Genomic DNA, 26,749 nt, shown 5'->3' with positions numbered 1-26,749 from the left:
TCCCCGCAGGTAGGACACCATCCGACGCCGGGGCTCCACCCGGCCGAATCGGCCCGCGAACCTCGCCACGAAGTCATCAAAGGCACCTGACCAGCCGTCAGTTATCTCTTCCCCCACGCAGCAATCAACGACGCCGCACCCGCAACGTCACGGAGTGTCGTTGCAGTACTAGGCGGCGCTGGCGCACGTACGCCGCACGGTGTCCCAGGACTACCGTGCGGCGTCCTTTGTGCGCTTTACCCGATTCATCCCGCTGGGTCAAGTCACGACCTCTCGGAACGTGACCGTGCGGTGTCCGTGGGGCCTACTTGAAGTGCGGGCCTCACCGGAAAGGAAATCCGGAAAATAAATGAGGCAGGACGGTAGGACGGAAATCCTCACAGAGGGTTTTCTCTTTCACCGAAACCGCGAGTTGTCCCGGTGTGGCGGTCCGGTAAAAACGGTCCGCCAGCCGTCGCCCGAAATTTCCGGGGCAGACAGAAGAGCCCCCTGTATCGGTAGGAGAGAACCCATGACCCGTATTTTTCACACCAACAGCGACGTCCGTTCCAAGCGCCGGGGCTTCCGCCTCGCGACACTCGCCGCCTCGGCCGCGGTGATCACCGGGGGCATCGTCCTTCCGGCGTCCGCCGCGATGGCCGCCCCGATGCCCGCCGCGCATGTCGTGAGCTTCGTCCACGGCGGCGGCGCCGGCGGCGACGGAGGTGCCGGAGGCGGCGGCTTCATCGGCGGCGGCGGCGGCGCCGGCGGCTCCGGCGGCGGCAGCGTCCTGGGCACCGGCGGCAACGGAGGCAAGGGCGGCAACGGAGGCGACGGCATCCTGTCCGGCGGCGGTGGCGGCGGCGGTGGCGGCGGCGGCGACGGTGTCGTCGGCGGCAACGGCGGCACCGGCGGCAACGGCGGCACCGGCCTGTTCGGCGGCAGCGCCGGCACCGGCGGCACCGGCGGCGACGGCATCCTCAAGGGCGGCAACGGAGGCAAGGGCGGCAACGGAGGCTTCGGTGTCTTCCAGGGCGGCAACGGAGGCAAGGGCGGCGCGGGCGGGCTCGGCGTCCTCTTCGGCGGCCAGGGCGGCGGCGGCGGCGCCGGCGGCGGCGGCGGCGGCAGCATCTTCTGACCGTCTCGCCCCGGTGGGGGCGGCCCGCGCGGCCTCCGCCCCCACCCCCAACCCCCCCCACCCCCGCACCCCATTGACCAGTGCGCGGAGCAGGACGGCCGGCGCAGCGCCCGCAGAACCACAACCTCGATCAAGGAAAACGGAGAACCCCCATGTCCAGAACTCGCTGGCAGCGTCCGCTCGTCCTGGCGGTGGCCTCGGTGGCCCTCGCCACCGGCACCGCGTGCGCCGCCCAGGCGGCGCCGGGTGTCACCACAGGCACCAGCCAGATGACCCCGGCCGCCCCGTCCCACTGCGGCCAGGGCGGGGAAGGCGGGAAGGGCGGGGAAGGCGGCAAGGGCGGTGCCCCCGGTCAGCCGGGAGAGCCCGGCAAGCCCGGCCAGCTCGGCTGCTTCAAGTTCGCCGACCTGCCCGACAAGCCCAAGTCGGATCTCACGGACGTGGACAAGATACGGATCGTGCTGACCGTGGAGTCCGGGCAGGCGAAGAAGGCCGACGTCGTCAAGAAGTACAAGATCTCCGAGAAGGAGTTCGACACCTGGGACAAGCAGTTCCGCGACGGGGACTGGGCCGCGCTGATGGGCCTGAATTCCCTCTTCGACTCCTGAGGAACTCCCCCCGACGCCCCGGCCCGGTGCGGGCCGGGGCGTTCCTGTCAAGCCCCGAATTCCCGGGCCGTGACGGCGAGGCCCATGACCGGGTTTATTCGATACAGCGGAAACCGCGCTACGGAAAATAATTCTTTGGAAAGAGGAATGCCATGCGTATGCGCTCTTGGAAGGTCCGTCTCGGTCTCACGGTCTCGACCGCCCTGACCGCCGGTGTGGCGGCCGGCGCGCTGGCGCCGGCCGCGATGGCGGCGCCGGTGCCGCAGAGCCATACGGCCATGGTGGCCGCCCGGCAGCTTCCCGCCGACAACGCCCGGCCGGGCGGCGGCAGCCAGTTCGGCAGCGGCCAGTTCGGCAACATCTTCGGCAGCGGCCAGTTCGGCAACATCAAGGCGAGCGACGGCAGTGTGCGGATCGGCGACCGGGTGTGTGCGGGCAACTGCAACGCAACCGTCAACGGGAGCAACGGCAGCCCGGGCGGGATCTGCGCCGGACTGTGCAACGGCAGCGCCAACGGCGGCACCGGCACGACCGGCGCGCCCGGCCGCGAGGGCGGCACCGGCGGCAAGGGCGGGATCTGCGCCGGGATCTGCGGCGGCAGCGCCAACGGCGGCACCGGCGGCACGGGCGGAGCCGCGGTGGGCACCGGCGACGGCGGCCGCGGCGGCACGGGCGGCAACGGCGGGATCTGCCTGGGGCTCGGCTGTGAGAGCGGCGGCATGGGCGGCACCGGCGGCACGGGCGGCACCGGCTGATGGACCATGCCGTCAACTTGACCCGGCCCTAAGGGACCGGGCTTGGAGGTAGCGCCCAACTGGCTGCTGGGTGGGCTCCTCCGTCCAGACACCCCTATGGGGTGGCAGGGACGCGTGACTCACGCCCCGCAGTCCACACAGCCTCGCCCTTGCGGGCGATGTTGCGGGAAGCGTTCCGGTCTGCGTGGGCAACGACCCCGCAGTTCCGGCAGGTGAAGCGGGCCTGGCTTGCCCTGTTCATCTTGTCGATGTGGCCGCACCCGCAGCACTGCTGCGAGGTGTAGGCGGGATCGACGAAGACCACGGGCACGCCGGCCCTGCGGGCCTGGTAGACGATGAAGTCTGCGAGCTGGGCGAAGGCCCAGGAGTGCAGCGCGACCCGTTGGGGCTTGCGGAGCCGTACCCTCTGCCGGATTCCCTTGAGTTCTTCCAGGGAGAGTCCGGCCGAGGTGCGTTCAGCCTCGGTCACGATCGTCTTGGCGATGATGTGGTTGGTGTTGGCGGCGTGCCGCTGTTCGCGCCGGTTGCGCTTCTTCAACAGCCGCTTCGCGGACTTGGTGCCCTTGGCCTGCAGCTTGCGGCGCAGGTCGAGTTGCCGCTTGCGGTGGCGGTTCAGGCCACGCCCGGCTGCCTGGTAGCCGGTGGACGTGGTGGCGATGTTGACGATTCCAAGGTCTACGCCGATGAAGTGGTCGGGCTCGTACTGCTCGGCCTCGGGAACGTCGCAGGTCGCGATCAGGTAGAACACGCCGTCACGCTCGATCAGATCAGACTCGCCCTGCCGGTGCTCCCGGAGCATCTTGAGTGCATCCGGGGAACAGGCGAAGCGGACGTTCTTGACACGCCCGGCGGTCGTCCAGATCGAAACGGTCTGCGCGTCGTACTGCCAGCTCAAGCACCGGTCGTCATACGGTTGCGCGGCCTCGCGCCGGAAGGTGATGGGCTTCGTCTCGGCCTTGACGCGACGCTTCGATCCAGGCTTACCGAGGTTCCCGGCGCGGATGTTGGCCTTGAGCGTGGTGTAGGCGTCGCGGGTCTTCTTGATGATGTGCTGGGCGGCCTGCGCTCCCAGTCCCCGCGCCCGAAGTTCGGCGTAGGTGTGCCTGCGCAGCTCGTATTCACGCGGAACACCGCGTTCGCACGCGACTGCCGACACCCAGTTCGCGGCCTCGTTGGCCGTGTGCAGGGTCGCGAGAAGCGCGGTGGCCTGGTCGGCCTCCGGTATCAGCTTCACTTGCACGACGATCTTCACGACCGTGTTCATATCATTGCTCTATGTCACCACGCTGGGAGCCAAACCCCCATATCCGCAGGGGCCGTACGGTCGTCCACACCCTCCACGCACACTTGGTCTTCACACCCAAGTACCGGCGCGGCCCGTTCACGGACGAGATCCTTCGACGTTGCGAGGAAGTCATGCGCGCCGTCTGCGCCGACTTCGAAACGGAGCTGGTCGAGTTCAACGGCAAGACCGACCACGTGCATCTCCTGGTGCACTACCCGCCGAAGGTCTCCCCGTCCCGGCTGGTCGGCTCCCTCAAAGGTGTCTCCGCCCGCAGGCTCCGGCTGGGGGTACCTCCCGGTCGAAGACTGAGGGAGAGTTTCCCGGGCACATCCACACGTACCTGTGGGGCCATCACTTCTGGCCCCCGTCCTACTTCGCGGCCTCCTGCGACGGCGCCCCGCTGTCGATCATCAAGGAGTACATCGAGAACCAGAAGCGTCCCGGCTAAGGTCAACAGTGCGGACCCGTGGAAACCTGCAGGTCAGCGATCCAGCGCACCTTCGGTGCGCGCCGGGGGCGTGGTAAATCCTGTGGCGCGCGCTGGGGTGCTTCCGTCTGCCTCTGACGTGGGCTGATACCGCTACGGGACGCTGGTGGGGTTCGTTCCGGCCGAAACCGATTGCTCTGTGATGCCGGTGAGCTCGCAGGTCAGCGTGGTGCTGGGGGCCGTCCACGGGAACCGTGGAGTGTTGCTGCGAGCACGTGCGTCAGAATTCCTGATTCACCTTGGTCCTCCCGGAACGGCGTACCGCTCGGCCGTTGAGGGAGGGAGTGGAACAGACACGGCTGGAGCTGTTCAGGTGGCTGTCGTACCACAACCGGCGCCGCCGCCACTCCGCCCTCGGCCACCTCGCGCCAGCCGAGTACGAACAGCAATTGATCACGTCACGTACGCTGTCACTCGTCGCGTGAAACCCGGTGTCCACCCCCGGGGATCAACCTCAGTCCTGCGATGTGCCAGTGCAGGTGGGCGTTTCCCTGCTGGCTTCCCAGCGAGAGCAGATATGTCCGCTCCGGCGCGAAGACCGCCTCGACGGCCAACGCGACCTTGCGCACCACGAGCATCAGCCCGTTGAACGCGGCCTCGTCCATGTCCCGGACCACGTGCTCGATGTGCGCCTTCGGCGCCACCAGCACCTGGCCCGGCACGGTGGGCCACCGGTCCAAGAAGGCCACATGGGCCTCGTCCTCGTAGACCGCGTCGCGCCGGTAGTCCGGGTCTCCAGCCAGATACGCGCCGACGAAGCACGGCCCGATCCGGACCCGGGTTGCATACGCGTCGAGGTCCACGGTTCCCGCGCCACCACGTCACTCTGGGGTGCTCCGGTCAGGGGATGGGACCGTAGTCATGAGGCTCCTCGTTTTCGGCATCCGAGAGTTGATCGCCGTGTCGAGTTCCACCATTGTGCGGCGGAAGGCCGACCTCCAGACCGACGTCGTAGCGGTGGCGAGGATGAGCACCGGCCAGAGGCAGCTCCAGGCGCCGTCTCCTGATCAGGCCGCGAAGCCGATGTTGGTGACGTACTCGTACTGGCCCCACTCGGAGCCGAGGTCCACCACCGCGCCGCTGATCCAGGCGTCGTCCAGGGCCTCTTCGTCGTCGTTGGCCCACGCCTCGACGATGCGGTCCCAGTGGCGGACGTTGAGCGTGCGGTAGGAGACCACACGCTGGCGGGGCCGATCGACCTGGGACTGGTTGAGCGGGTGGAACTCGACGCGGGTGCCGCGGCCTTCACGGTTGAGGCGCGCGAGCAGGTAGCGGACGACGTTGTGGCGGCGCACGGTTCGGTAGGCCGTCTCGATGCGTTCGAGGTTCTTCTTCGAGGGGCTGCGCTTGCCGTCCAGCCACGCCTTGAGCGTGCGGTCGGTGACGGTCAGGCCGGCCTCGCGCGCCGCCTGGCGGGCGTGGTCGGTGCGGGTGAGGTAGTGAAGACGGGCGAGCAGGCCACGCCGCGCCGTGATCGGCGTGGCGATGAAGCTGGCGAGCCCATCGAGCTGGCGGGCGACGGCCTCATGTCCCTTGATACCGCGAGCCCCGAATTTGCCGAACTCGATATTCCTCTCCGGCATCCTCGACTCCTCAGCCTGCGCGTAATTGACGACACCGCAAGCGCATGTACTTCTAGGTGAGCCAAGAATAGCGGCTTCCGAGGCTCGAAGTGCAGCGTCAGGGGCTTTGAAGACCGGTGAGTGCAGCGGAATTTCACTGCTCGCTGTCACCATGACGCCTCACTCTGAAGCCGGCGCAAGCACACGATCAACTTGCGAGACCCCGCCGTACCTTTGGAGCGGTCAGGGACCGCCTGGCCTCCGTCATGCCGTCGGAAGGCGGGGTTCACGTCGTCGAGCGCTCGGCACGGGTTCGCGCCGTCTCAGCAGCTTGTCGTGCTTGCCGTGCATGTGTGGTGCAGGTCGTTCGTTCCCGCGCCGCAGCTCCACCGTCGCGTGGAGTTGCTGGGCCAGCACGGTCGCGGTCACGGACGGGCCGCCAGCTCTCGGCCTCGGCAAGGGCGCACTGTCGTACGGCGGGCGCCGGCCGCATCCGGCTGGGCGGCACTCGCGGAGATCGGTACCGACTCGCTGATCAGGTAGAGGTCGAACGTATCGCGGCGGCCGACGCCGTCGTGGCCCTCCACCGTGGCGCGGACCGGTCCTTCCGGCTGACGCGGCACGTCCAGATCCCGTCACTGGGTCTTCGACATGTACGTGTTGGCCGGTACCTCGTCCCAGTAGGCGAAGTGGCGGATACCTGCGCGCCGTCGCTCATCTCAGCCGCCTCGCCGGAGATGGCTCAGCTCTTCGGTCCAGTCCGCTGGTCCGTCGTGTCGGGGGTGCCGACGGTGTAGACGTCCTTGATCTTCACCTCGGTGACGCCGCGTCCCTCGGGGAACACCGCGCGCCAGTCGCCGATGACATGCAGTTCGTCGGTGCCCATCGCGCGGACGACCATCAGGCCCTCGTCGTAGGCGCGGTGGGCCTTCCACCACAGGTTCGCGAAGGCCTGCGAGCGGATGAGGTGCATCCAGTCGGTGCGGTACAGCTCCCGGTTGTAGTTCGACTCCCCCAGCGTGGAGACGAACTTCGAGTACATCGCCTTGACATACTCCAGCGTCACCTCGTCGTCCTCGGCGATCGCCCGGTCCCGGGCGTCCTTCAGGGTGATGCGGAACTTCTCCAGCAGGCCCTCGGTGGCCCCCGAGGTCCACGACTCGTGGACCTCCGGCGGGTCGCACAGGCCGTACTTCGGACCTGAAATCCGCAGCAGCAGGCGCAGGGTCGGCTCGGTCACCCACAGCGGTCCCGGTTCGTCCCGGCTGCCGATCGGGTTGGGCAGGTAGGCGTCGTGGTCCCAGTCGGGCGGGGTGATCAGGTGGACACCGGCGCGGCGTCGGTCGTGGTGGTTGCCGGTGGAGTGTTCCAGTTGGCCGAGCGGCAGATGGGTCTTGAGCGCGCTCAAATACGCGCCGTTGATGTCGAGCGCGGTCACCTCGTGCTCCCTGGGCGGCAGTTCGGGTCTCGCCCACTTGGGACGGGCCTCCCAGATCTGGTCGGCGCCCCGGGAGGACTGCTTGCGCAGCACGTCGGGCAGCCACGGGTGCGCGACCACCTCGTAGCGGCCGCCTTTACGGCTGTGGTCCAGCAGCGCCATCGCGTCCGGGATCGCCCGCTTCACCAGCGCCTTGGTCGCCGCCTCCGCGTCCCCGCAGTGCTCGGCGAGCGCGGCCTCGACGGCGGAGCCGATCAGGTCCGGCGCGTCGGCGGTCTGCATGCGGCGGCCGACGGGCACGACCCTGACCCCGCGTCCCGACTGCCCCTGCCCGCCGGAAGGTTCTGGACGCCGGGGCTCCTTGCGCGGAGTCGGCTTCTCAGGCGCCGCAGGCTCGGAGGTGCCGCATTCGGCGGGGTCCAGGTGCTGAGGGAATCCCGCGACCTGGTGGCGGGCAGGCTGCCCGCACAGCACGCAGGGCTGGGGCACGGCGAGCACGTCAACGTCGTCGTCCCGGCCAATGCTCTGCTCAGCACCCTCGAGAACATCGTCCTCGGGCTCTTCGGGCGGCGCATCCTCAGCCGCCTCGACGGCCAGCTTGGTCTTCGCCCCCTTGAGGAAGTACGCATACTTCTCCCGCACTTCGCCGCTCGGGTCCCGCCCGGACTCCCAGCCCCCGACCGTAGAGGGACTGACGCCCAAGGCCTGCGCGAGCTGGGCGCGCGAGAGGTTCAGCTCTTCACGCAAGGTGCGCCGCTCCTCGGCGGACGGCAGCGCCACCTCCTTCCTGGCCCCGGCAAGCAATGCATCGATCGCGCCGAAATCCGTCATCACACTCCCCCCTCGACGGCCGCAGGACGTGCGGTGTTGGCCTGACGGCCAGGAACACGGCGGCGCCCGGCGGGCAGCGCCTCCATGGCCCGGGTGGGTCCCGCCAGCAGTTCGAGGACGTTGATGCCGTAGTGCGCGGCGACTGCTTCGCAGTCGGTCAGGCTCCAGGCCGCGGTGCCGGACTGACGGCGGCTCACCTGCGCCTGACTCACCCCCAAGGCGGCGGCGAGATCGGTCTGCGACTCGCCGGCCGCATGCAGGAGCGCCGCGACCGCGGACCGCACCCGCTCTTCGAGACTCATGCTCATGATGCCGAATCTATCGCTTATAACTCATGCATGATGCGTATATCGCATTGCTGTCCCGTCACGAAGACTGACTTGCTCGGGGGAATCGGGCACACGCGCAGAACCTCGCTGCAGCCGGGCGCGCGTACAGACGGATGTGGAACCGATCCAAGAAGCGCACGTGGCCAAACCCGGGCTACTCGTCATCGATGTCGCGGGCGCAGACGACGCGGCCGTATTCGCCTTCCAGAACGCCGTCGCCCAGATGTAGGGGGACCGCGCGAGCCGACCGTACGACCCGGGACAGCCGGGCGTGCGGATCCGCCTGTACGCCGGCCTCCGGCAGGTGCTCCCCCGGCCCGAAGCGGTGCTGGAGCACGCCGCCATTCATGAGGCATGGTCCGCCGCCACAGGGGGAAGTGAGCGGGAACTCGTTAGCCACACCGGCGCAGCGTTCAAGAACACGGTCATCCCTTTGACTCCTCCCCCTCCTGAAGGAGGGGGATTCCTAGCTCACTTTGCCTGACCCCTAGCAGGGGGCAGGGCTTACAAGATCAGCACTAGCCGGGTTGAGACCAGCCCGGACGAGCATCACGCGGGCGGAGTTCTTGTCTCTGGGCGAGACGGATCCGCACGCGGTGCACGCGTAGGTCCTTTCGGAGAGGGGGAGTGCGTGCTTGGTTCTCGCTCCGCACTGTGCGCAGTCCATGGTGGTGTGCGCGGGGTGGACAAGGTGCACGGTCCGGCCGTGCTTGCGGCCCATCTCGACCAGTGCCGCCTTCGTGGCACCGATCGCGGCGTCTGCGGCTTTGCAGGCCATGGTGGTCTTCGCGAGGAACTTCGGCCGGAAGTCCTCCACTGCGAGTTGGTCGAAGTCGCGGACGACGGTCTTGGCCCACTTGCGGCCAGCATCCTGCCGCTGCCGGGCGATCTTCTTCGACACCTTCGCTGCAGCCTTGCGGGCCTTGCGGTACCCGGCGGTGTCGGGTCGGTTCTTCGGGGTACGCCTGCGTGCCATCATCCGCTGGTAGCGGGCCAGTTTCCGCGCGGCCGTCTTCCCGTGCTGGGCGTGCGGCAGGTCGTGGGCGTCGGACGTGGTGGTCGCGGTCTCCTTCACGCCCCAGTCCACGCCTATGACGCGGCCGGTGGCGGGAAGGTTCACGGTGGACGCCTGGACGAGTCGGGTAGCCGGGACACGTCGCCGTGTCCCGGCCCCCTCAGAACCGTGCGTGCGACTCACACCGCACACGGCTCAAGCAGAACCCACTGGACGCCTGCTCTTCCGTTCGGTCATCCTGTCGTCGGCCTCATGGTGCTGCCGATGACAGTCTGCGTGTACGAGGCGGAGGTTCTTCCAGTCGTCCCCGCCCCCGTCTCGCCGGTAGACGAAGTGGTGCTTGTGCAGCTTCTTCGCCACAGCCGCGAACCATTCGACCCACTCCCGCGGATTGTCCGGTTCGTATTCGGCCCCGGTAATCAGGGCCCCGTTGCAGAGCGGACACAGTCCTTGCTGGCGGTAAGCCAGGTTCAGGCTGGTCTTGTCCATCACGGGGGGCGCCTTCTTTCTGCGCCGGTTAGCCCAGTAGTCCTGGAGGGACGGATCGTCTATCGACGCCGTGCCCTTCACCCGGACGTGCCGGACGATCGGGGTCCAGGCGAACTTGTAGAGGTAGGCGCCGGAGACTCGGTCACCGAACACCCACTTGTCTGCCCGGGACTTGTTGAAGGTGCCGAAGTACCGGGCGCGCACCCAGTCCTTCGACTTGTTGGGATGGCTGCGTCTGGACCACTTGAAGGTAAGTTTCCAGACGTAGGTGTCCAGCGATCCGAAGATCTTCGAGGACATCACCCCCCGGTAGTACGTCGCCCACCCACGCACGATCGGTGTGAGTGTTCTCAGTACCGCTGCGGCGTTGGCACCGTTCAGCGCCTTCACCTCTGTTCGCAGCCGTTCCCGGATTCTTTTCACCGCGTCCTTGCTCGGCCGGATGACGACCTTGCGTTCGCTGGATCTCCGGATATTGAATCCGAGGAAGTCGAAGCCCTTTCCCAGATGGGTGATTCGGGTCTTCTCCTCGTTGAAGCGGAGCCCTCTGGGCTCCAGCCACAACGCCAGTTCCCGTTTGGCCCGCTCAGCCTCCTCCTTCGAGTGCGTGAGCACCACGAAGTCATCGGCGTACCGAACAAGGACCGGGGTCCCGGGCTTCGCACCGGGCTCCATGCCCTTGCGAATCCGGTATCCGACCCCTACGGCTTCCTCCATTCCGTGCAGAGCAATGTTCAGCAGCAGTGGGCTGATCACTCCCCCTTGAGGCGTCCCTTCCTCTGTCGGGGCCCATTGGCCGTTCTCCATCACTCCCGCCTTGAGCCACCCATGGATTGCTTCCCTGCCGGGGAACGAGCCGATGGACTGCATCAGACGGTCGTGATGGATACGGTCGAATGCCGCCGACAGGTCCGCGTCCAGGACCCACTCCCGTACCTGGGATTTGCGGCACGTCATCGAGAAAATGCTCTCGATCGCATCATGACAGCTCCTCCCCGGACGAAAGCCGTACGACCTGGGCTCGAACCGGGCCTCCCACTCCGGCTCCAGGGCATTTTTCACCCGTGCCTGCGAGACACGGTCTCTGATCACCGGGATACCGAGTGGACGTTGCTTCCCGTTGCTCTTTGGGATGTACACCCGCTTCACCGCATCGGGCCGTCGGAGAGGTGCCTCCTGGATCTCCGTGGCGAGCTGTGCCCGCCCTTTCGGAGTCAGGACCACTTCTCCGTCGACCCCGGCGGTCTTGCGGCCGGAACTCTGCTGCGTGACTCGCCGCACGCTGACCAGCGTGTTGCTCCTCGATCGCAGCATGAGCTTTTGCAGGTTGCGGACCTTAGCCAGGTCCCCTTCCTGCGACGCCTTGAAGATCCGCTGGCGAAGTCGCCGTACGCTCCCTTCCTCGCTGGCCCAGTCGATGCCGTGCCAGTCGAATCCCGGAACGTCCTCAGGTCCGTTCACCACACCAGCCGGCGCGGTGTCCAACTTGCCCATCGGTTCGGGTCCCTTCTCACCTTCTCTTCAAAGTTCCACCCGGTCCACGTCAGCGCCCTTTCGGGCCAGGCAACCGCCCGTATCCGACGGGTTATGCGCGCCGCCTCGGAGCAGGCAGCTGCGTTTTCCCCTGGCCTTTCGACCTGTCGGCATTCGCTTTTTGGACCATCCTGTTCCCGCTGCGGCATCGGCTCACCTTGCGGATTGCCTACTGCCAGTGGCAGACCGCAACAGGGTTTCCACGTTCCGCTCCATCAAGGTGCGGCTGGGGAGGGTGCCTCCTTTACCCCGAGCCCGGTGGTGTCCACGCCGCCCTGCATTCGTCCAGGGCGGCCACCTGGCGCTCCTCAACGCCGAGGGCCTGTCGGCCAGTTCTGCTTTCCGTCTTCTGGCCGTTACGCTGACGGGGCATCGCCAGAGGTTCGCGCGTGCTCACCCTTCCAACCTTCCCCTCGCCTGTGGTCCCCGGACGGTTCGGGACCCCTTGGGCTTTCGGTCCGGCTTCACACCCCGCCGTTGCCAGCGACGCATGCGGACCTGGGGACTGATCTTGGACACAAATCAGGGAGACAACCCGTACTCCTTCTCTCCGTGGGTTGTCCCCACTTGAATGGAGCGACCTCGTGTCGCACCGAAGCTGGCGTACCAGTGGCCGAGGCTGTCCCGGTACACGCGTACGCTCGTCGGATCGGATGGCAGGTCACGGGACCACACCACCCTCAGGGCAATTCCGCCGGCCAGATGCAGGTGTCCGTTGTTGAGCAAGAACCCGCGCCGCGTGTAGTTCAGCGACGGCGCGGCCTCCCGCTTGCGTTTGATCCTCGGCATCCCGGCCCGCTGCCGCATCGGCAGCTTCGCCTTGACGTCCTTGAGCGCCTTCGCGCGGGACTTCGCGAAGTCCCGGATGATCTGCTGCTGAGGCACCGAAGCTCCCTCCCGCAGCCATCCCATCGCTTGCCGGGCCTGGGTCAGCATCTTGTCCAGCTGCGCCGGACCACACGTGACCTTCTCCGCACTCGTCTTGTTCAGACGGTGGACCTTGCGGGACATCGCCACGCACTCATTCCACACCCAGCGACAGCGCGCCCACTCGGCCTCCAGCCGGGCAAGCGCAGTGGACGACACGCGCAGCCGGTACGTGTACCGGGCGTGTTCCACCTCACCCATCCCAACCCCCGCCATTCAGACCAGAATTGGGCTGATCATATCATGAAAGTGCAGGTCAGGGCATACGTGTAGAGAACTCCGCCGCTTCGCGGCTCCGGTCCGAGGATCCATTCCTCCCCGGCCTGAAGGCCGGGGCCTCCTGGAAGAAATCAGGTGAGCAGCAGCATCGCGGCATCACGCGATCCATCAGTTGTGGCGCGCCGTGAAAGAATGGGCGGTAAACGCCAGTTCAACAGGTGCCTCACAGCCGACGAAACCAACGAGTACGATCCGCCCCCAGCACTACGAGCGCCTACGAGAGGTTGCAGCCATGTCCGAAGTCCAGCCGCACACAGTCGGAATCAAGGCCCAATACGCCGAACAGGTAACTGCCGACCTCGAGCGCAACGCCAAGGAACAGGAACGTCTCCGCACCGAAGTCACCGCGCTCCAGGAGCAGTTGACGGCGCTGCAGGAAGACCAAGCCGTGCTGCTCGGTGTGCAGAAGGCGCTGGCAGGCGACAATCCGGTTCCCACCGCGGTCGAGACAGCAGCCGTCCCCGGGCCCCGCGAAACTCCAACTGCCTCCCGCCGCAAGAAGGGCAAGCACAAAGACACGGCACAGCAGGCCGCAGCCAAGACACCCAATACCCGCGCCGAGGCAGCCCAGCCCACGCTCGTCAAACTCGTCAACCGGCATCTGGCGCAGGAGTCCGAACCGCGATCGGCCGCAGAAATCACCTCGGCACTCTCACAAGCCCACCCTGAACGCAACGTCAAGACCACGGTCGTACGCACCACCGTGGAAAACCTGGTCGCCAAGGGACTGGTCGAGCGGTCCAAGCAAGGCAAGTCGGTCTTCTACGCGGCAGCACCCGGCGAACAGACACCCGAATCGCATGAGCGGCAGGCAGCGAACGCCGAGAAGTAAGCAACAGCCCGCGCGGGCAGCCCCACCAGGCCGATCGACTCTGAAGCTTCCCCTTGATCGTGGACACCTGGAGATTGGGATCTGAGGTTCCAGAGGAGGCAGTGTCAGGTGGGAAGCAAGTTCACGAATCGGTACTCGGACGAGTACAAGCGGGACGCGATCGAGCTCGTGCGGTCGTCGGGCCGAACGGTGACCGAAGTCGCCCGGGAGCTCGGGATCAGTTCGGAGTCCCTGCGGGGCTGGGTGAAGAAGGCCCGTGCCACCCAAGAGGCCGAAGCCGGGGCCGGGCTGTCGGGGCCGGGCCTTCATGGTCGATGGTCAGGTCGGGGTTGGCGGGTTGTCTCGGACCCGACAAGAACCTGTCCTGACCTGGGAATTGGGAATTTGGAATGTCCCCTACCCAACAGAGCCGTTCGTCGACGATCAGGACGGTCACCACAGTGACCGCCGCCGTGATTGCGGGCCTGGCAGGAGCATGTGCAATACGGACCCGACGCGTTCTTGCATGACGTAGTGCAGGCTTCCTCACGGTTGAATTCGCGCGCCAGTGCCACACGCGGATAGCGTCGCAGCAGTCCCTCGGCCAGTGCGGTGAAGTGCCCGCGTGAGACCATCCAGCACCCGAGCTCGTCGTCCCAGTCCGGGCGAGCGGGTCAGCGCACGGCTTCCCAGAGGAGTTCGAGGATGTTTTGGTACTCGTGACCGGTGGCGCGGGTCATGCCGATCTCACAGGTGCGGTTGCACGACGCGTAGGCGGCGTAGGTGCGCCCTGCCAGCTCGGCGGACTCGGCCCTTGTCGCCGAGGCGGTGAGCTCGGGATGCAGCAGGCCCCGGTCGCCGGCGAATGCGCAGCACCCCCAGGCCTGCGGCACGACCACCTCATCCGCTACCGCGCCGGCCAGGGAGCGGAGCGCACCGTCGAGATCGAGTCTGGTGGAGGAGCACGTGGGGTGGAGGGCGAGGGAAGGCAGCCGTCGTTTGACCTCGATCCGCTCGAGCACGTGCTGCGACACGAACTCGACCGCGTCGATGACGCGCAATCCGTCGTAGGGGCCGCCCTCCGCGGCTGCCGCGAGGCTGGACCTGAGTCCTTCGGTGCACGACGAGGCGTCGCACACGACGGGAAGCTCGCCATGTCGGCTGGCCTCCCACAGCGCGGGAAGTACCCGCTGCCTCATCGTGTCGTGGCCTGAGCGAAGTCCCTTGGACGACCATGGTGTGCCGCAGCACAGGCTGTCCAGCCCGGGGGGCAGGGCGAGGCGCACACCGGCGAGCCGGCTGAGCTCCACGAAGGCCCGGCTCGCGCCGGCCTCGCGTGTGGTGGTGGCGAACATGGAGCCGACGCAGGCGCTGAAGAAAACGGCGTCCGCCTCGCGGTGGCCGCCGCGTTCGCTCTCCTGGTCGGTGAGGCGTCGCCGGGCCGGGCCGCCGCGGGGCAGGTCAGGGGTCCACAGCGGGACAGTGTCCTCGTCACCGACGCGCCGCGCGGCCTTCGTGGCGCCGGTGACCACCGGCGCGGGGAGCGAGGCGGCGACGTCCAACGCGAGCGCGGCAGCCCTGGTCGTGGCGCCCCAGTGTTTGGCAGCGACCCGCCACCCTGCCTCGGACAACTTGCCCTGGTTTTGGGCACGGAGCCGTTTGACGAGGTCGCCGGTGTTGATGAGGACGGGACACGCGGTTTGGCACATGCCGTCCACGGCGCAGGTCTGTACCGCGTCGTAAGCGTAGTCCTCCTCGAGTTCGCGCAGCAGTTGGAGGTCGCCTCGCGCCTCGGCTGCGGCCATGGCTCTGCGCAGCACGATGCGCTGGCGCGGGGTGGTGGTGAGGTCGCGGCTGGGACAGACCGGCTCGCAGTACCCGCATTCGACGCAGCGGTCGACCTCGGGCTCCACTGTCGGGTTCGACTTCAGGTGCTGAACGTGGGCGTTGGGATCGTCGTTGATGATCACGCCGGGGTTGAGGAGGCCGGCGGGGTCGCACAGGCGCTTGATCTCGCGCATGACGTCGTGGAGTTCGTCGCCGTACTGCCGTCGTACGTAGGGCGCCATCATCCGGCCGGTTCCGTGCTCGGCCTTCAACGAGCCGCCGTGGCCCAGGACGAGGTCGACCATGTCCTCGCTGAAGCGGTGGTAGCGCGTGAGGTTGTCCGGGTCCTCGAAGCGCTCGTTGAGCATGAAGTGGACGTTGCCGTCCTTGGCGTGGCCGAAGATGACGCTGTCGTGGTACCCGTGCCGGTCGAAGAGCCGGGTCAGTGCCTCGCAGGTGGCCAGCAGCGCGGGTACCGGGACGACGATGTCTTCCAGCAGTGCCGTCGTCCCGGAGGGGCGGGCGCCGGCGACGGCGGCGTAGAGCCCCTTGCGGACGTGCCAGAGGCGGTTGCGTGATCGCGGGTCGCCGGTCAGGTGTGCCGGTGCTGACAGCGGCAGCTGCTGGAACACCTCTTTGTGGTCGGCGGTGCGGTCGGCGAGCGCGTCGGCGGATTGCTCCTGGTATTCCACGAGCAGGGCCGCGTGGTTCGCGACGGCGATCTCGCGCAGGACGCGGTCGGCTTGCGGGTCGAGCTGCCCGACCCGTAGCGATGCCGCGTCGAGGAGTTCGATCGTTGCTGGGGCTGTCTCGACCAGGGCCGGCAGCGCCCCGGTCGCGGCGCTCAGTGTGTCGAAGACCAGCAGCCCGGTGGCGGCGTGCGGCATGACCGGGACGGTCCGGAAGGTTGCCTCGGCGACGAACGCGAGCGTTCCTTCGCTGCCCACTACCAGGTGGGCGAGGACGTCGGCCGGCCGGCTGTGGTCCAGGAACGAGTTCAGCCCGTAGCCCATGGTGTTCTTCATGGCGAACTGCCGGCGGATGGTGCGCACCGACTCGGGGTTCGCCAGGATCCGCCGGCGCAGCCGGTCGAGGCCCTCGTAAAGCTCCGGCTCCCGCGCCCGCAGGCGCTCGTCGGCGTCGGGTTCGCCGGTGTCGATCACGGTGCCGCTGGGCAGCACCAGTGTGAGCGAGTCCAGGGTCGCGTACGTGTTGTGGCGGGTGCCGCACGCCATGCCGCTGGAGTTGTTGGCGATGACACCGCCGACGGTGCAGGCGCTCTCGCTGGCGGGGTCCGGTCCCAGCTTGCGGCCGAACGGTGCGAGTCGGGCGTTGACCTGCCGCACCACGGCGCCGGGCTGCACGCGGACCCTGGCGCCGCCGTCGAGTACCTCGATGGCGCGGAAGTGGCGGCGTGTGTCCACCAGCACTCCGTCGGTGACGCCCTGGCCGCTCAGGCTCGTGCCGCCGGAACGGAAGGTCAGGGGAACGCCGAGGGCCGCGGTGGCGCGCAGGAGCCGGCCGACTTCCTCGGCGCTGTCCGGCGCGACCACCGCTTGTGGCGTCAGCAGGTAGTGGGAGGCGTCGTGCGCCCGAGCCAGTCGGTCCGACGCTCGGTGCAGCACGCGGTCGGATCCGGACAGCGCTGTGCGCAGGTCGGTCAGCAGGCCCTTTGAGGGGGCCGGCAGCCCGCCGTCTGGGGCGCGGTCTTCGTCGGCGTTCGGCCGGTGCCAACTGCGCGGCATCGACGGTCCTTTCGGGTTGTTCTGGCGTTGCTCCAGCTCATCAGCCGGTCGGGCGTCGCACGGCTGCGTGCAGTCGGCGATCGATCGTTCGGCCGTTCAGGGCGCGGCGGCCACGGCTTGCCGCTGCGTGCCGAGGTGGTCGATGCCCAGCTCCATGACGTCGCCGGGCTGCAACCAGATCGGCGGGGTGAATCCCATCCCGACGCCGGGAGGGGTTCCGGTGTTGATGAGGTCGCCGGGCTCCAGGACCATGAACTGGCTGAGGTAGTGCACCAAGTGCGTCACACCGAACAGCATCGTGGCAGTGGAGCCGGTCTGTCGGCGGACGCCGTTGACGTCCAGCCACATGCCCAGGTTGTCGACGTTGCCGGCCTCGTCAGGGGTGACGAGGTACGGTCCGCACGGGTTGAAGGTCTCCGCCGACTTGCCCTTCACCCACTGACCGCCGCGTTCGAGCTGAAACGCTCGCTCGCTGACGTCGTTGACGAGCACGTAGCCGGCGATGGCGTCGGCAGCCTCATCCTCGTCGGCGAGATACCGGCACTGTTTGCCGATGACGACGCCGAGCTCGACCTCCCAGTCCGGCTTGGTCGAGTAGCGGGGGATGTACACCGTGTCGTTCGGGCCGACGAGCGTGTTCGGTGCCTTGTTGAACACGATGGGTTCGTCCGGGATGGCCTGGCCGGTCTCGGCGGCGTGGTCGCTGTAGTTCAGGCCGATGCAGATGATCTGGTGCGGCCTGGCGATCGGCGCCCCGACTCGCTGCCCGTTCAGCGTGGCCGTAGCGCCCGAGGCCATCCGTTCGGCCACGGCGTCGGTGAGCAGCGACGGCCCGCCGCGGGCAAAGAAGCATTCGTCGAAGTCATCGACGAGGTCGGAGACGTCGACGTAGGTGGTCGCGTCGATGCGTACTGCGGGCTTCTCCTCGCCGATGGGACCGAGGCGGATGAGTTGCATGAGTCCTCCAATGACTCGTAGGGGCGTGGGGTGCGGCCGATGAGGGTCAAAACCGTGCCGTGAGGCCTCCGTCGACCGTGAGTACTTGGCCGGTGACGTAGAGGTTGTCCTCGCTGGCGAGCCACGCAACGGCCTCGGCGATCTCGTGAGGCTGGGCTGCGCGGCGCATCGGCAGCCGGTCGTTGTCGATGTAGACGGTGTGGAACGAGTCGCTGTCGAGCTCGTCCACGCCGTCCACCACCGACATGCGGGTGGCGACGAATCCGGGCGCAACTGCGTTGACCAGCACGCCGGTCGTAGCCAGCTCGATCGCCGCAGTCCGGGAGGCTGCCTCCAAGCCGGCCTTTGACACGTCGTAGGCCAGCGAGCCCGGCTCGGTGAAGCGTGCGTGGATGCTGCTGACATTGACCACCCGGCCGTAGCCGGCCCTGCTCATCGGGCCGCACAATTGGCGCATGAGCAGGACCGGAGCATGCAGGTTCACAGCGAGGGTGCGCTGGTAGGCGTCGATGTCCAGTTCGGTGGCGCGGCTGGGCAGTGAGATGCCGGCGCAGTTGACGAGGATGTCCACTCCCCCGAGCCGCTCACTCGCCTGATCCGCGGCCCGCAGCACCGCGTCGGCGTCGGAGAGGTCGACAGTGACTGTGTCCGCCGGGCGGTCGCCGGACTCGATGTCGAGGACGACGACGCTGGCGCCGTCCCGCTGCAGCCGTGCCGCTGTTGCCGCACCGATGCCGTTGGCTCCGCCGGTCACGACGGCACGGCGTCCGATGAAATCCACGATGATCTCCCTGTGTGTCCTACGGGTGGTTCACTCGCCCTTGACGGCGCCGGCGGTCAGGCCCTGGATGAAATAGCGCTGCCCGAACAGGTAGGCGAGGACGAGCGGCAGGACGGCGAGCGACATGCCTGCCATCACGGTGGGGATGTCGAGGCTGTACCGGCTCTGGAAGCCGGTGAGGCCGACCATGAGCGTCTTTTTGGAGTCGCTCTGGAGGAAGACCAGTGCCAGAAGCAGCTCGTTCCACACCCACAGGAGGTTGACGACGACCAGCGTGGCGACGGGCGGCCCGGACAGCGGAAGCACGATGCGCCAGAAGGTGCGCCACGCTGAGGCGCCGTCGATCGCGGCGGCTTCGAAGATGCTCGCTGGGATCGCCCGGAAGAAGTTGGCCAGCAGGTAGATGGAGAAGGGCAGCATCAGGCCGACGTAGATGATGATCACGATTCGGTACGTCGAGATCCATCCGAGTTTGGCACCGAGCTGGAACAGCGGGAGCAGCAGCACGACGGGAGGGACGACCATGAGGGACACGGTGAGCGCCAGGACCGTGTCCCTGCCGCGGAACGGCCAGTGCACCAGCCCCCACGCGGCCATGGCTGCGATCGTCACCGTGATGAGCACGGCAGCGACGGTGAGCACGACCGAGTTCAGGAACCACTGCATAAGCTGGTCGCCCAGGGCCGCGCGGAAGGCCCCCAGGCGCGGGGAGGTGGGCAGCGACCACGGGCTTTGCAGGAATTCGTCTTGAGACTTCAGCGCTCCGGTGACCATCAGGTACGCGGGCGCGAGCGCGGCCGCGGTGAGGATGAGAAGGATGAGGTGCCTGAGGGGGGCGCCGAGACGGTTGGTGGACATTGATGTTTCCCCTTCAGTCGCCGAACGCGCCTTCGCCCGAGCGCTGCAGGCGGAAGAAGCTGACGATGAGCCCGAGCGTCGCGATGAAGAGCAGCACTGCTGCCGCTGCGGCGAGTTCCGGGGTCTGGTCCGCGAAGGCGGCGCGGTAGATGTAGAGCTCGGATACGACAGTGGAGCTTCCCGGGCCGCCCTGGCCGTTCGTCATGACATAGACGTAGTTGAAGACCCACGACACCATGACGATGGCCTCGTTGACGATGTAGAAGAGAACGATGCCGCGCAGTTGCGGGATCGTCACGTGCCAGTGCATCCGGAAGAAGCCGGCGCCGTCGAGCCGCGCGGCCTCGAACACATCGGCCGGCAGGGACAGCATGCGGGCGAGGAAGAGGATGATGCCGAAGCCGACTTCCTTCCAGACGATGATGGCCGCCATGGTCCACAGCGCATGGGACGGATCGCCCAGCCAGTCGCTGGCCAGTCCTGCGAGGCCGACGCTGCGGAGCGCTTGGTTGAGCCCGCCGTTGAGTTGGAGGAGCTGGCCGAACACCACTCCGACCACGGGGATGGGAAGGATGTACGGGAAGAACAAGGCGGCGCGGTAGCCGCGCAGCCCTCGCTTCGTCTCCAGGAGCAGAATTGCGACGCCCAGCGACAGGGCCAGCAGCACGGGAACGACGAGCAGCAGCAGGGCGTTGTGCCAGATCGCGGTAAGGAACAGCGGATCGGTCAGCACCAGTTTGAAGTTCTCGATCCCGGCCCATGTGCCCTGGTACTGCAGGGACTGGGAGAACAGCTCGAACAGCGAGTATCCGAAGACGGCGAGGATGATCAGCACCGCGGGTGCTACCCACGGCAGGATGCCCAAGTTGAGGGCGCGGCGGCGCTGCGGCTGTGGTACGGCCACCGCGGCGGGGGCAGCTTGAGTAGTGGCTACGGGCATTGATCGGTCACCGCTTCCATGCCTTGAAGTCGTTCACCAGGGACCTGTCGGTCAGGCGGAGCCGCTCGACCTGGCTCTGCATGTCCGCCGCGGCCTGGTCCGCGGTCCGCTTGCCTTGCAGGACGAGTTGCACGTTGGTGAAGACGGCGTTGGAGTCCAGTGCGGCGGGGATGTAGTTCTCCAGGTACGGAGCCCCGTTCAGGGCCATCTGGAAGAGCTGGCGCTTGACAGGGTCGGTCACCTTCGACATGTCGAAGCGGTCGTCCGCCGGCATGGAGCCGGTCTTGTCGTACCAGGCCTGCAGCCGCTGCGGCGTATGCATGAACTCGATGAAATCGGCGTCGACCTTTGGGTACTTGGTCCAGGGGGTGATGCCGACGGTCTGCGAGGTCGTACCCATCTTCCCTGCGTAGGGGCCATTGCCGATCTTCGGCATGGTCGTGATCTCGACCTTGTCGGCTCCGACCTTCTTCACGAAGTTCGGTGCGTCCGTTCCGGCCGTGATGGTCATTGCCGCTTTACCGGACACCCACTGCTGCTGGGCTTGGTAGAGCTGCTGGGAGTTGATGTCGGCGTTCCAGCAGTGGTGGTCGACGGTTTCCTGCAGCCGCTGCCACCAGGCCGCGTGCATGGGGTCGGTGAACTTCTGCTGGCCGGTGACGGCTGCCGTCACATCGGACGGGGACGACACCGACTGGCCGTCGATCATGGAGTACAGCCAGCCTCCGAACCAACCGTCCTTGACGCCGCCGGCGAGCGTGGTGATACCGGCCGCGTTGAGCTTGTCGCAGGTGGAGAGGAGGTCGGACCAGGTCGTGGGGGTCTTCAGCCCGTGGGCCGCCAGAACGTCCTTTCGGACCAGCACCGGGAACTGCGGGTTGACGTACCAGGGCGCCGTGAGGATCTTCCCCTTGTAGGAGTCCTCGGTCGACGCGTTCAGGTAGTGCTTGAGCTCGCTGGCGGGTATGTAGTCCGAAACCGGAAGGACGTGCCCCGCCCACGCGGGCTCCTGAGCGTTGATGCCGCCCCAGAAGTATTGGATGTCCGGGCCCTGGTTGGCCGCCGCGGCTGCCTGAAACGCCGGGACGAGACTGTCGGTTGTCTGCAGTACTGTTTCGATCTTGACGTTGGGATGCAGCTTCTCGTAGGCAGCGACCGTGTCGGCGAGCCAGCCCTTGGCACCGGCTGCCTCCTGCTCGCCCCACCACCAGATCACGAGCTTCACGGGGCCGGTCGGGTAGGTGCCTGCGGGCTTGCTGGCCAGCGTGCCACCGGAGGTGCGCGCCTGGTACGCCGCCGAAGCACATCCGGAGAGGGTGAGGAGGGCGGCACAGGTGACGGCGATGATGCCTTGGATTCGTTTCATCCGCGTACTCCGGTGGTCGGCCCGGCGCTGTGGCCGGGACGTAGAGCCAAGTTCAGGTGGTCAGGTCGGGCGTGCTGTAGAGGGTCTTGCCGCCCACGGTGATGTCGACGTCGAGCAGATAGGGCCGCACGGCGTCGAGGTCGAGGGTCATGCCCAGCCCGGGCGCTTCCGGGGCGGCCACGCATCCGGACTCGTCGAGCGTGAGGTGGTTGCGGGTCAGATCCCGGGCGAGCGGCTTGGCCTCCACGGGGTACTCGCAGATCCAGTCGCCTTCGCTGCCCGCGAACGGCTGCAGTGAGGCACTAAGTGCCAGGTGTGAGGTGAACGTGTGGTTGACGAACTGCACGCCGCGGGCCTGGGCGTACTGGGCGACCCGGTTGGCGTCACCGATGCCGCCGATGCGCCCGGTGTCGATCTGGACGAAGCCGATACCGCCGAAGTCGATGAGGTGCTCGGCGAGCAGCGGGTTGTGTGCCCCCTCGCCGCCGGCAAGCCGCAGCCGGCCGCACCGGTCGGCGAGAGCGCGGTAGGCCCCCAGTGCCCCCGAGTTGAACGGCTCCTCCAGCCAGACGACCCCTGCCTCCTCCAGCACCGGCAGGCGCAGCGCGGCCGCTTCGACGTCCTCACCCCACACGGTGCCGGCGTCCACGAGGAGTACCCCTTCGGATCCCAGGCCCTCTCGCGCCGCCTGGACCTGGTCGGCGTCGGCGGCCACGGTCGTGCGGCCGAACGGGCCCCAGCCGAACTTCGCCGCCCGGTAGCCCATCGACCGGACCGCGCGCGCCTTGTGCAGCGTCTCCTCGGGCGTGTCGCCGAACAAGGACGACGCATAGGGCGTCTTGGGCTGAGAGCGGTCGTATCCGAGCAGCTCGTAGACGGGTTGCTCGAGCGCCTTGCCCATCAGGTCCCACAGCGCGATCTCGATGCCGGAGAGGGTGTGCTCGGCCTGCAACAGGTCGAGGCTGTTCGCACGCACCGCACGCACGATCCGGCCGATGTCCTGGGGGCCGTCGAGCCGCGCTCCCAGCACCGAGTCGAGCACCGGGTGGCAGGCGCTGTGCGACATCGGGCATACCAGGCTGGCGATCGAGGGCAGCGGCGAGGCTTCGCATTCCCCCCATCCGGTGTGGTCGCCGGCTCGTACCCGGACAAGGAGCATGTCCTGGCTGCCGTCGCCGATGTCATGGACCTCGGGCATCGCCAGGTAGAACATGTCGACGGATTCGACCTTCACAGGGACTGTCCTTCCACGCCGCCGTCGGGTGCGATGCCCGAGACCTCGGCGATCTGCTCGTAGACAACTGCGGTGAGGGCCGTCTCCACGGTCTGCCCGGGTGCCAGCACCTGGTGCGTACCGGCTTCGAGGCCCTCAGCGACGGAGGCGGGATAGCCGGTGCAGGGCTCGAGAACGAGGACCTCGTGGCCGCGCCACCCGCCGTAGGACGCGAACAGCCAGCACGACCGGAACACCCCGGGGTCGAACGCCAGCCCGATGCCCGTGCCGTCCTCGTACGTCACCGAGCACCAGCCGCCGTCGAGTTCGGTCGCGTACTGGAACTCGCTCACGCGTGAGTCGGGCGGGAGCGTTGTGCTCATGTCGGTCGAGCTGCCCTCGGGGCCGACCAGGAGGGGCCATGTGTAGGTCTCGCCCGGGCCGCCGGCGCGTGGGGCTCCGAAGTCCTCGACGTACATCGTCCGGGCGCCAAGCCCGATCTTCGCCCGCTCACTCACAGGGACCGCAACGTGCTGCTTCCACAGGAAGGGCAGTGCCGTGTGGCCCTCGTTCGTGATCCGAGAGCGCACGCGCAGGTGTGACTCGCCCGAGCGCAGTGTCAGCGTCTTTTCGATGTCGCAACCGGAAATCGGCGCTCGGAGGGTGAGGACGAGGCGCACCTCTCCGGGTTCGCGCTCGACGGTCCAGTCCCAGGCTGAGGCCCACAGCTCGCCGTGATCGGGGTACGGCTCGCCGGCGAGCTCCTCTGGCACGTCGTTGGGGAACAGTTCGTCCCATCCGCCGAGGAAGACGTCGTCGTAGGTCGCTCCGAAGGGGATCGACCGTGCCGTGAGGCGCGGGTTGTGCCACAGGAGATCCCGACCGCTGCGCACGGCGGTGAGCTGCCATATCTTGCCGCCGAGCTCGGGCAGCACGACGACGCGGAGGAACTCGTTGTCCATCACGAGCGCCTGCAGGTTCCGGTAGCTCCATTCACTGCTCACACGAACGCTCACGGACTCAGGCCCTCTTGTCCGCGTCGGCGTCCTGGCCGTGTCCGGGCTGCAACAGCACCTTGGCTGCGCCATCCCCGCCGACCAGCCGGGCGTACCACTGCGGTCCGTCCGACAGCGGCGCCACGACGACGCCCTCCTGCAGGCCGATCCGACCGGCCTCGAGCCACCGCAGTGCGGTGCGGAAGTTGGCCGCCGAGTACGCGAAGACCCCGCTGAGCGTGACCTGGGACCGAATGATCGAGTTGACCGGGAAGGACGTCTCGTCCGTGTGCAGCCCGACGAGGACAAGCTCGCCGCCGGGCACCGTGCTCGACAGGCAGTCCCTGCGCGTCTGCGGTGAGCCCACCGCGTCGAAGGAGACGTCGACTCCGCGACCACCGGTGGCCTCGAGGACGGCGGCGGCCACGCCGTCCGGCCCGGGCCGGACCGCGGTGGCGCCCATCGCGGTGGCCATCGCCAGCCGGGCCGGGTTGAGGTCGGCGACGAAACGCCGGACCACGCCGTACTGCTCCAGGATCTGCAGGATGAACAGACCGATCGGTCCGGCGCCCAGGACGAGCGCGCTGGAGGTGGGACCGATGCCGCTGGTTTCGACGGCGCGCACGGCGCAGGCGGCGGGCTCGGCCATCGCGGCGTCGCGCAGGCTCATGCCGTCCGGCAGGGGGAGGACGGACGCGGCGGGTACGGCGACGAGGTCGGCGTTGCAGCCGGGAAGGTGCGCGCCGAGCAGCTGCCGCTGTGGGCACAGCGGCTGGCGCCCGGACACGCAGTAATCGCACCGCCCGCAGGTGACCAGCGGGTTCACCGTCACCGGTGTCCCGGTGGCCAGCCCAGCTACGTCCTCACCGACCGACTCGATCCAACCGGAGAGCTCGTGCCCGAAGACCAGCGGCGGCTTGCGGAGACTGTTGTGGCCGAGGAAGCCGCTGAGCTCAGAGCCGCAGATGCCGGAATAGGCCACCCGGATGATCGCCTCATCAGGCCGCGGCGAAGGCGCTTCCACCTCCCGAAGGATCATGGTCTCCGGGGCCTCGTATACCAGGGCTCTCAATTCAACGGTCCTTTGTGTCGCATCTGTGGTGGTGGGGATGGTCGGCGCGGTCACAGACAGCGCGTGGTACCCGGGCTGATCCGGCCGGGATAGGACGACGCGCCGAGGCGCGTCGACAGCTCTCGTGCACCGGCCTGCAGCTGGACCAGTAGTTCGTCGCGTCGCTCTTGGGGAAAGCGAGCGGTCGGCACCGACATGCTCATGGCCGCCACGAGGGCGCTGGAGTCGTAGAGGGGCACAGCGATGCAGCCAAGCCCCACGCTCGACTCCTCGGTCTCGACGGCGTAGCCCCGCCGCCGCGTCTCTGCCAACTCCGCAATCAGTCGAGCCGGGTCGTCGACGGTGTTCGGTGTCAGCCTTGGCATCTGCTCCGCAGTGGGAAACAGATCCCGGACGGCCGAGTCGTCGAGCCCGGCGAGCAGGACCTTGCCGACGCCGGTGCCGTAGGCGGGGAAGCGCCGGCCGAGGGCCGACACCATCCGCATGGGCTGGCGCCCCTCCTCCTTGGCCAGGTACACCACTTGCCCGCCGTCCAGAGCAGCGACGTGCATCGTCTCCAGGCAGGTGTCAACCAGCCTGCGGACGATATCGCGACTATCACGGATAAGATCGACATTACTGGCATATGCCTGGCCGATTTCGAAGATGTGGTGCCCGAGCTTGAAGACGGACCCACGAGCCGTGGGAGTCGCTGCGACGACGTTTTTGCGGGCGAGCGTTGCGAGCAGGGCGTGCGCGCTGCTCTTCGGGCAGCCCAGCGCGCCCGCGATCTCCAACAGCGTCAGCCCGTCCGCATGCGACGCCAGCAGGTCAAGGACCTCGATCGTCCGCGACGCCGACTTAACGTCGTTGTCCATGTATGTGGACTCCTTCTCAGAAATGTGGACCGGCTCCGGGGATATTGACCCTCTGCGGCTGCTCGCGTCAAGGCATGACGGACTCCGATTCGTTGAGCGCCGGCAAGATCGCGGTAAAGGCGAGCAGTCAGGGCATCGACCAGTCCCGGCCTCGTACCCGAACCGCCGCGGGTCGCCGGCGACTCCAGAATGCGGCTCTGCCGCGTAAGTAAGTCCAGGTCAGGGAGTTTTTGGGCAGGCTGGATGCCCGTGGGCGGTGACCCGCCGGATGCCTGGTCTGTGGATGGCCAGGCTGCGCCTTCGATCGGGTTGAGAGTGACGGTGCAGCCGAGCTGGCTGAGCACGTCCGGTCGAGTCGTCCAGCGGGGTCGACTGCTCCTGCCGGACTCGGTGAGACGGGGTCGAGGAACGAAAGCTTCTTCGTGCTGCCAGGGCTGGTCGTTCGACTCTGCAAGGTGTGGTGGTGCCGCGGCGGCATCACCCTTATGAGGCCCGTAGCCCCCTTATCAGGCCAGTACCGAGTCGACGGCAGGCGTCAACCTGCCCGCACGCTCCACAGGCGGCCGGATGCGTACCATTGACTTCCTCCCCCTCGTGAGCGAGGGGGATTCCCTTATGAGGGGGTTCGGCCGGTCGCCCGGCTTACGGGTTCCTGTTTCACGGACCGGCTGA

General features: G+C 67.6%; 23 protein-coding genes and 4 pseudogenes. 8 read left to right on the top strand and 19 right to left on the bottom strand.

What is annotated here, in order from left to right:
• Positions 1–511 precede the first annotated feature (511 nt).
• The 3 genes from ACFYXB_RS41755 to ACFYXB_RS41745 all read left to right on the top strand — a co-directional run bounded on the left by ACFYXB_RS41755 (position 512) and on the right by ACFYXB_RS41745 (position 2,480).
• Positions 512–1,117: a hypothetical protein gene (locus tag ACFYXB_RS41755; RefSeq protein WP_389590400.1), complete on the top strand. Its 606-nt coding sequence runs from the start codon at positions 512–514 to the stop codon at positions 1,115–1,117.
• A gap of 152 nt (positions 1,118–1,269) precedes the next feature.
• Positions 1,270–1,725, top strand: a complete 456-nt coding sequence (locus ACFYXB_RS41750) for a DUF1153 domain-containing protein (RefSeq protein ID WP_389590398.1) — start codon at positions 1,270–1,272, stop codon at positions 1,723–1,725.
• Between the two features lie 152 nt (positions 1,726–1,877).
• On the top strand, positions 1,878–2,480 hold the full coding sequence (locus ACFYXB_RS41745) for a hypothetical protein (RefSeq protein WP_389590397.1): 603 nt from the start codon (positions 1,878–1,880) through the stop codon (positions 2,478–2,480).
• Between the two features lie 94 nt (positions 2,481–2,574).
• Here the strand turns inward: ACFYXB_RS41745 and ACFYXB_RS41740 are convergent, their stop codons facing one another.
• Entirely contained in the window at positions 2,575–3,744 is a 1,170-nt protein-coding gene (locus tag ACFYXB_RS41740) for an RNA-guided endonuclease InsQ/TnpB family protein (RefSeq protein ID WP_389590396.1), read from the bottom strand.
• Positions 3,745–3,755: 11 nt separating this feature from the next.
• Between ACFYXB_RS41740 and tnpA the strand changes: the two are divergent.
• Both tnpA and ACFYXB_RS41730 read left to right on the top strand, forming a co-directional pair.
• A pseudogene (gene tnpA / locus ACFYXB_RS41735) lies at positions 3,756–4,213 on the top strand (IS200/IS605 family transposase).
• 329 nt (positions 4,214–4,542) lie between these two features.
• Positions 4,543–4,677, top strand: a pseudogene (locus ACFYXB_RS41730) (IS3 family transposase); the annotation flags it as partial.
• On the opposite strand, the gene ACFYXB_RS41725 reads toward ACFYXB_RS41730, so the two are convergent.
• The 5 genes from ACFYXB_RS41725 to ACFYXB_RS41705 all read right to left on the bottom strand — a co-directional run bounded on the left by ACFYXB_RS41725 (position 4,663) and on the right by ACFYXB_RS41705 (position 8,391).
• Positions 4,663–5,055 (bottom strand): HIT family protein, encoded by a 393-nt coding sequence (locus ACFYXB_RS41725; RefSeq protein ID WP_389590395.1) that lies wholly within the window; start codon positions 5,053–5,055, stop codon positions 4,663–4,665. The pseudogene ACFYXB_RS41730 and the gene ACFYXB_RS41725 sit on opposite strands and share 15 nt — an antisense overlap.
• A gap of 204 nt (positions 5,056–5,259) precedes the next feature.
• A complete protein-coding gene (locus ACFYXB_RS41720) occupies positions 5,260–5,835 on the bottom strand; it encodes a transcriptional regulator (RefSeq protein ID WP_389590394.1) in 576 nt (191 codons plus the stop codon).
• A gap of 404 nt (positions 5,836–6,239) precedes the next feature.
• Entirely contained in the window at positions 6,240–6,437 is a 198-nt protein-coding gene (locus ACFYXB_RS41715) for a hypothetical protein (protein WP_389590393.1), read from the bottom strand.
• Between the two features lie 119 nt (positions 6,438–6,556).
• A complete protein-coding gene (locus ACFYXB_RS41710; RefSeq protein WP_389590392.1) occupies positions 6,557–8,083 on the bottom strand; it encodes a helix-turn-helix domain-containing protein in 1,527 nt (508 codons plus the stop codon).
• The gene (locus ACFYXB_RS41705; RefSeq protein WP_389590391.1) at positions 8,083–8,391 is read right to left on the bottom strand and encodes a helix-turn-helix transcriptional regulator; all 309 of its coding nucleotides are present in this window, start codon (positions 8,389–8,391) and stop codon (positions 8,083–8,085) included. Before ACFYXB_RS41705 ends, ACFYXB_RS41710 begins: the two co-directional genes overlap by 1 nt.
• A 136-nt stretch (positions 8,392–8,527) precedes the next feature.
• Here ACFYXB_RS41705 and ACFYXB_RS41700 point away from each other — a divergent pair, with 136 nt between their 5' ends.
• Entirely contained in the window at positions 8,528–8,641 is a 114-nt protein-coding gene (locus ACFYXB_RS41700; RefSeq protein WP_389590390.1) for a DUF6207 family protein, read from the top strand.
• 258 nt (positions 8,642–8,899) lie between these two features.
• On the opposite strand, the pseudogene ACFYXB_RS41695 reads toward ACFYXB_RS41700, so the two are convergent.
• The 3 genes and pseudogenes from ACFYXB_RS41695 to ACFYXB_RS41685 all read right to left on the bottom strand — a co-directional run.
• Positions 8,900–9,526, bottom strand: a pseudogene (locus ACFYXB_RS41695) (RNA-guided endonuclease InsQ/TnpB family protein); the annotation flags it as partial.
• A 96-nt stretch (positions 9,527–9,622) separates the two neighbouring features.
• On the bottom strand, positions 9,623–11,410 hold the full coding sequence (ltrA, locus tag ACFYXB_RS41690) for a group II intron reverse transcriptase/maturase (protein WP_389590389.1): 1,788 nt from the start codon (positions 11,408–11,410) through the stop codon (positions 9,623–9,625).
• Positions 11,411–12,007: 597 nt separating this feature from the next.
• A pseudogene (locus tag ACFYXB_RS41685) lies at positions 12,008–12,577 on the bottom strand (RNA-guided endonuclease TnpB family protein); the annotation flags it as partial.
• 310 nt (positions 12,578–12,887) lie between these two features.
• Between ACFYXB_RS41685 and ACFYXB_RS41680 the strand changes: the two are divergent.
• Both ACFYXB_RS41680 and ACFYXB_RS41675 read left to right on the top strand, forming a co-directional pair.
• Positions 12,888–13,487 (top strand): BlaI/MecI/CopY family transcriptional regulator, encoded by a 600-nt coding sequence (locus ACFYXB_RS41680; RefSeq protein ID WP_389590387.1) that lies wholly within the window; start codon positions 12,888–12,890, stop codon positions 13,485–13,487.
• Between the two features lie 108 nt (positions 13,488–13,595).
• A complete protein-coding gene (locus ACFYXB_RS41675) occupies positions 13,596–13,931 on the top strand; it encodes a transposase (protein ID WP_389590386.1) in 336 nt (111 codons plus the stop codon).
• Between the two features lie 209 nt (positions 13,932–14,140).
• Here ACFYXB_RS41675 and ACFYXB_RS41670 read toward each other — a convergent pair whose 3' ends face one another.
• The 10 genes from ACFYXB_RS41670 to ACFYXB_RS41625 all read right to left on the bottom strand — a co-directional run bounded on the left by ACFYXB_RS41670 (position 14,141) and on the right by ACFYXB_RS41625 (position 26,077).
• Entirely contained in the window at positions 14,141–17,038 is a 2,898-nt protein-coding gene (locus ACFYXB_RS41670; RefSeq protein ID WP_389590385.1) for an FAD-binding and (Fe-S)-binding domain-containing protein, read from the bottom strand.
• 96 nt (positions 17,039–17,134) lie between these two features.
• The gene (locus tag ACFYXB_RS41665) at positions 17,135–17,995 is read right to left on the bottom strand and encodes a fumarylacetoacetate hydrolase family protein (RefSeq protein ID WP_389590383.1); all 861 of its coding nucleotides are present in this window, start codon (positions 17,993–17,995) and stop codon (positions 17,135–17,137) included.
• A 46-nt stretch (positions 17,996–18,041) separates the two neighbouring features.
• Entirely contained in the window at positions 18,042–18,776 is a 735-nt protein-coding gene (locus ACFYXB_RS41660; protein WP_389590381.1) for an SDR family NAD(P)-dependent oxidoreductase, read from the bottom strand.
• Positions 18,777–18,806: 30 nt separating this feature from the next.
• A complete protein-coding gene (locus ACFYXB_RS41655; RefSeq protein WP_389590379.1) occupies positions 18,807–19,634 on the bottom strand; it encodes a carbohydrate ABC transporter permease in 828 nt (275 codons plus the stop codon).
• Positions 19,635–19,647: 13 nt separating this feature from the next.
• Positions 19,648–20,574: a carbohydrate ABC transporter permease gene (locus ACFYXB_RS41650; protein ID WP_389590378.1), complete on the bottom strand. Its 927-nt coding sequence runs from the start codon at positions 20,572–20,574 to the stop codon at positions 19,648–19,650.
• Positions 20,575–20,581: 7 nt separating this feature from the next.
• Positions 20,582–21,940, bottom strand: coding sequence for an ABC transporter substrate-binding protein (locus ACFYXB_RS41645; protein ID WP_389590376.1), 1,359 nt, complete (start codon positions 21,938–21,940; stop codon positions 20,582–20,584).
• 52 nt (positions 21,941–21,992) lie between these two features.
• A complete protein-coding gene (locus tag ACFYXB_RS41640; protein WP_389590374.1) occupies positions 21,993–23,174 on the bottom strand; it encodes a mandelate racemase/muconate lactonizing enzyme family protein in 1,182 nt (393 codons plus the stop codon).
• The gene (locus ACFYXB_RS41635) at positions 23,171–24,157 is read right to left on the bottom strand and encodes a hypothetical protein (RefSeq protein ID WP_389590372.1); all 987 of its coding nucleotides are present in this window, start codon (positions 24,155–24,157) and stop codon (positions 23,171–23,173) included. The genes ACFYXB_RS41640 and ACFYXB_RS41635 overlap by 4 nt, the downstream gene beginning before the upstream one ends.
• 16 nt (positions 24,158–24,173) lie before the next feature.
• A complete protein-coding gene (locus ACFYXB_RS41630; RefSeq protein WP_389590371.1) occupies positions 24,174–25,220 on the bottom strand; it encodes a zinc-binding dehydrogenase in 1,047 nt (348 codons plus the stop codon).
• 50 nt (positions 25,221–25,270) lie between these two features.
• Positions 25,271–26,077 (bottom strand): IclR family transcriptional regulator, encoded by an 807-nt coding sequence (locus ACFYXB_RS41625; protein WP_389590370.1) that lies wholly within the window; start codon positions 26,075–26,077, stop codon positions 25,271–25,273.
• Between the last annotated feature and the right edge of the window lie 672 nt (positions 26,078–26,749).

Origin of the sequence: Streptomyces sp. NPDC002619, assembly GCF_042889305.1 — a bacterium.
Taxonomy (GTDB): Bacteria; Actinomycetota; Actinomycetes; order Streptomycetales; family Streptomycetaceae; genus Streptomyces.
This window is presented reverse-complemented; position numbering and strand designations above follow the sequence as displayed.

Coding starts and splice junctions, on each gene's coding strand:
- ACFYXB_RS41755 (WP_389590400.1), top strand. CDS start 512: ATGACCCGTATTTTTCACACCAACAGCGACGTCCGTTCCAAGCGCCGG.
- ACFYXB_RS41750 (WP_389590398.1), top strand. CDS start 1,270: ATGTCCAGAACTCGCTGGCAGCGTCCGCTCGTCCTGGCGGTGGCCTCG.
- ACFYXB_RS41745 (WP_389590397.1), top strand. CDS start 1,878: ATGCGTATGCGCTCTTGGAAGGTCCGTCTCGGTCTCACGGTCTCGACC.
- ACFYXB_RS41740 (WP_389590396.1), bottom strand. CDS start 3,744: ATGAACACGGTCGTGAAGATCGTCGTGCAAGTGAAGCTGATACCGGAG.
- ACFYXB_RS41720 (WP_389590394.1), bottom strand. CDS start 5,835: ATGCCGGAGAGGAATATCGAGTTCGGCAAATTCGGGGCTCGCGGTATC.
- ACFYXB_RS41710 (WP_389590392.1), bottom strand. CDS start 8,083: ATGACGGATTTCGGCGCGATCGATGCATTGCTTGCCGGGGCCAGGAAG.
- ACFYXB_RS41705 (WP_389590391.1), bottom strand. CDS start 8,391: ATGAGCATGAGTCTCGAAGAGCGGGTGCGGTCCGCGGTCGCGGCGCTC.
- ltrA (WP_389590389.1), bottom strand. CDS start 11,410: ATGGGCAAGTTGGACACCGCGCCGGCTGGTGTGGTGAACGGACCTGAG.
- ACFYXB_RS41680 (WP_389590387.1), top strand. CDS start 12,888: ATGTCCGAAGTCCAGCCGCACACAGTCGGAATCAAGGCCCAATACGCC.
- ACFYXB_RS41670 (WP_389590385.1), bottom strand. CDS start 17,038: ATGCCGCGCAGTTGGCACCGGCCGAACGCCGACGAAGACCGCGCCCCA.
- ACFYXB_RS41665 (WP_389590383.1), bottom strand. CDS start 17,995: ATGCAACTCATCCGCCTCGGTCCCATCGGCGAGGAGAAGCCCGCAGTA.
- ACFYXB_RS41655 (WP_389590379.1), bottom strand. CDS start 19,634: ATGTCCACCAACCGTCTCGGCGCCCCCCTCAGGCACCTCATCCTTCTC.
- ACFYXB_RS41650 (WP_389590378.1), bottom strand. CDS start 20,574: ATGCCCGTAGCCACTACTCAAGCTGCCCCCGCCGCGGTGGCCGTACCA.
- ACFYXB_RS41645 (WP_389590376.1), bottom strand. CDS start 21,940: ATGAAACGAATCCAAGGCATCATCGCCGTCACCTGTGCCGCCCTCCTC.
- ACFYXB_RS41625 (WP_389590370.1), bottom strand. CDS start 26,077: ATGGACAACGACGTTAAGTCGGCGTCGCGGACGATCGAGGTCCTTGAC.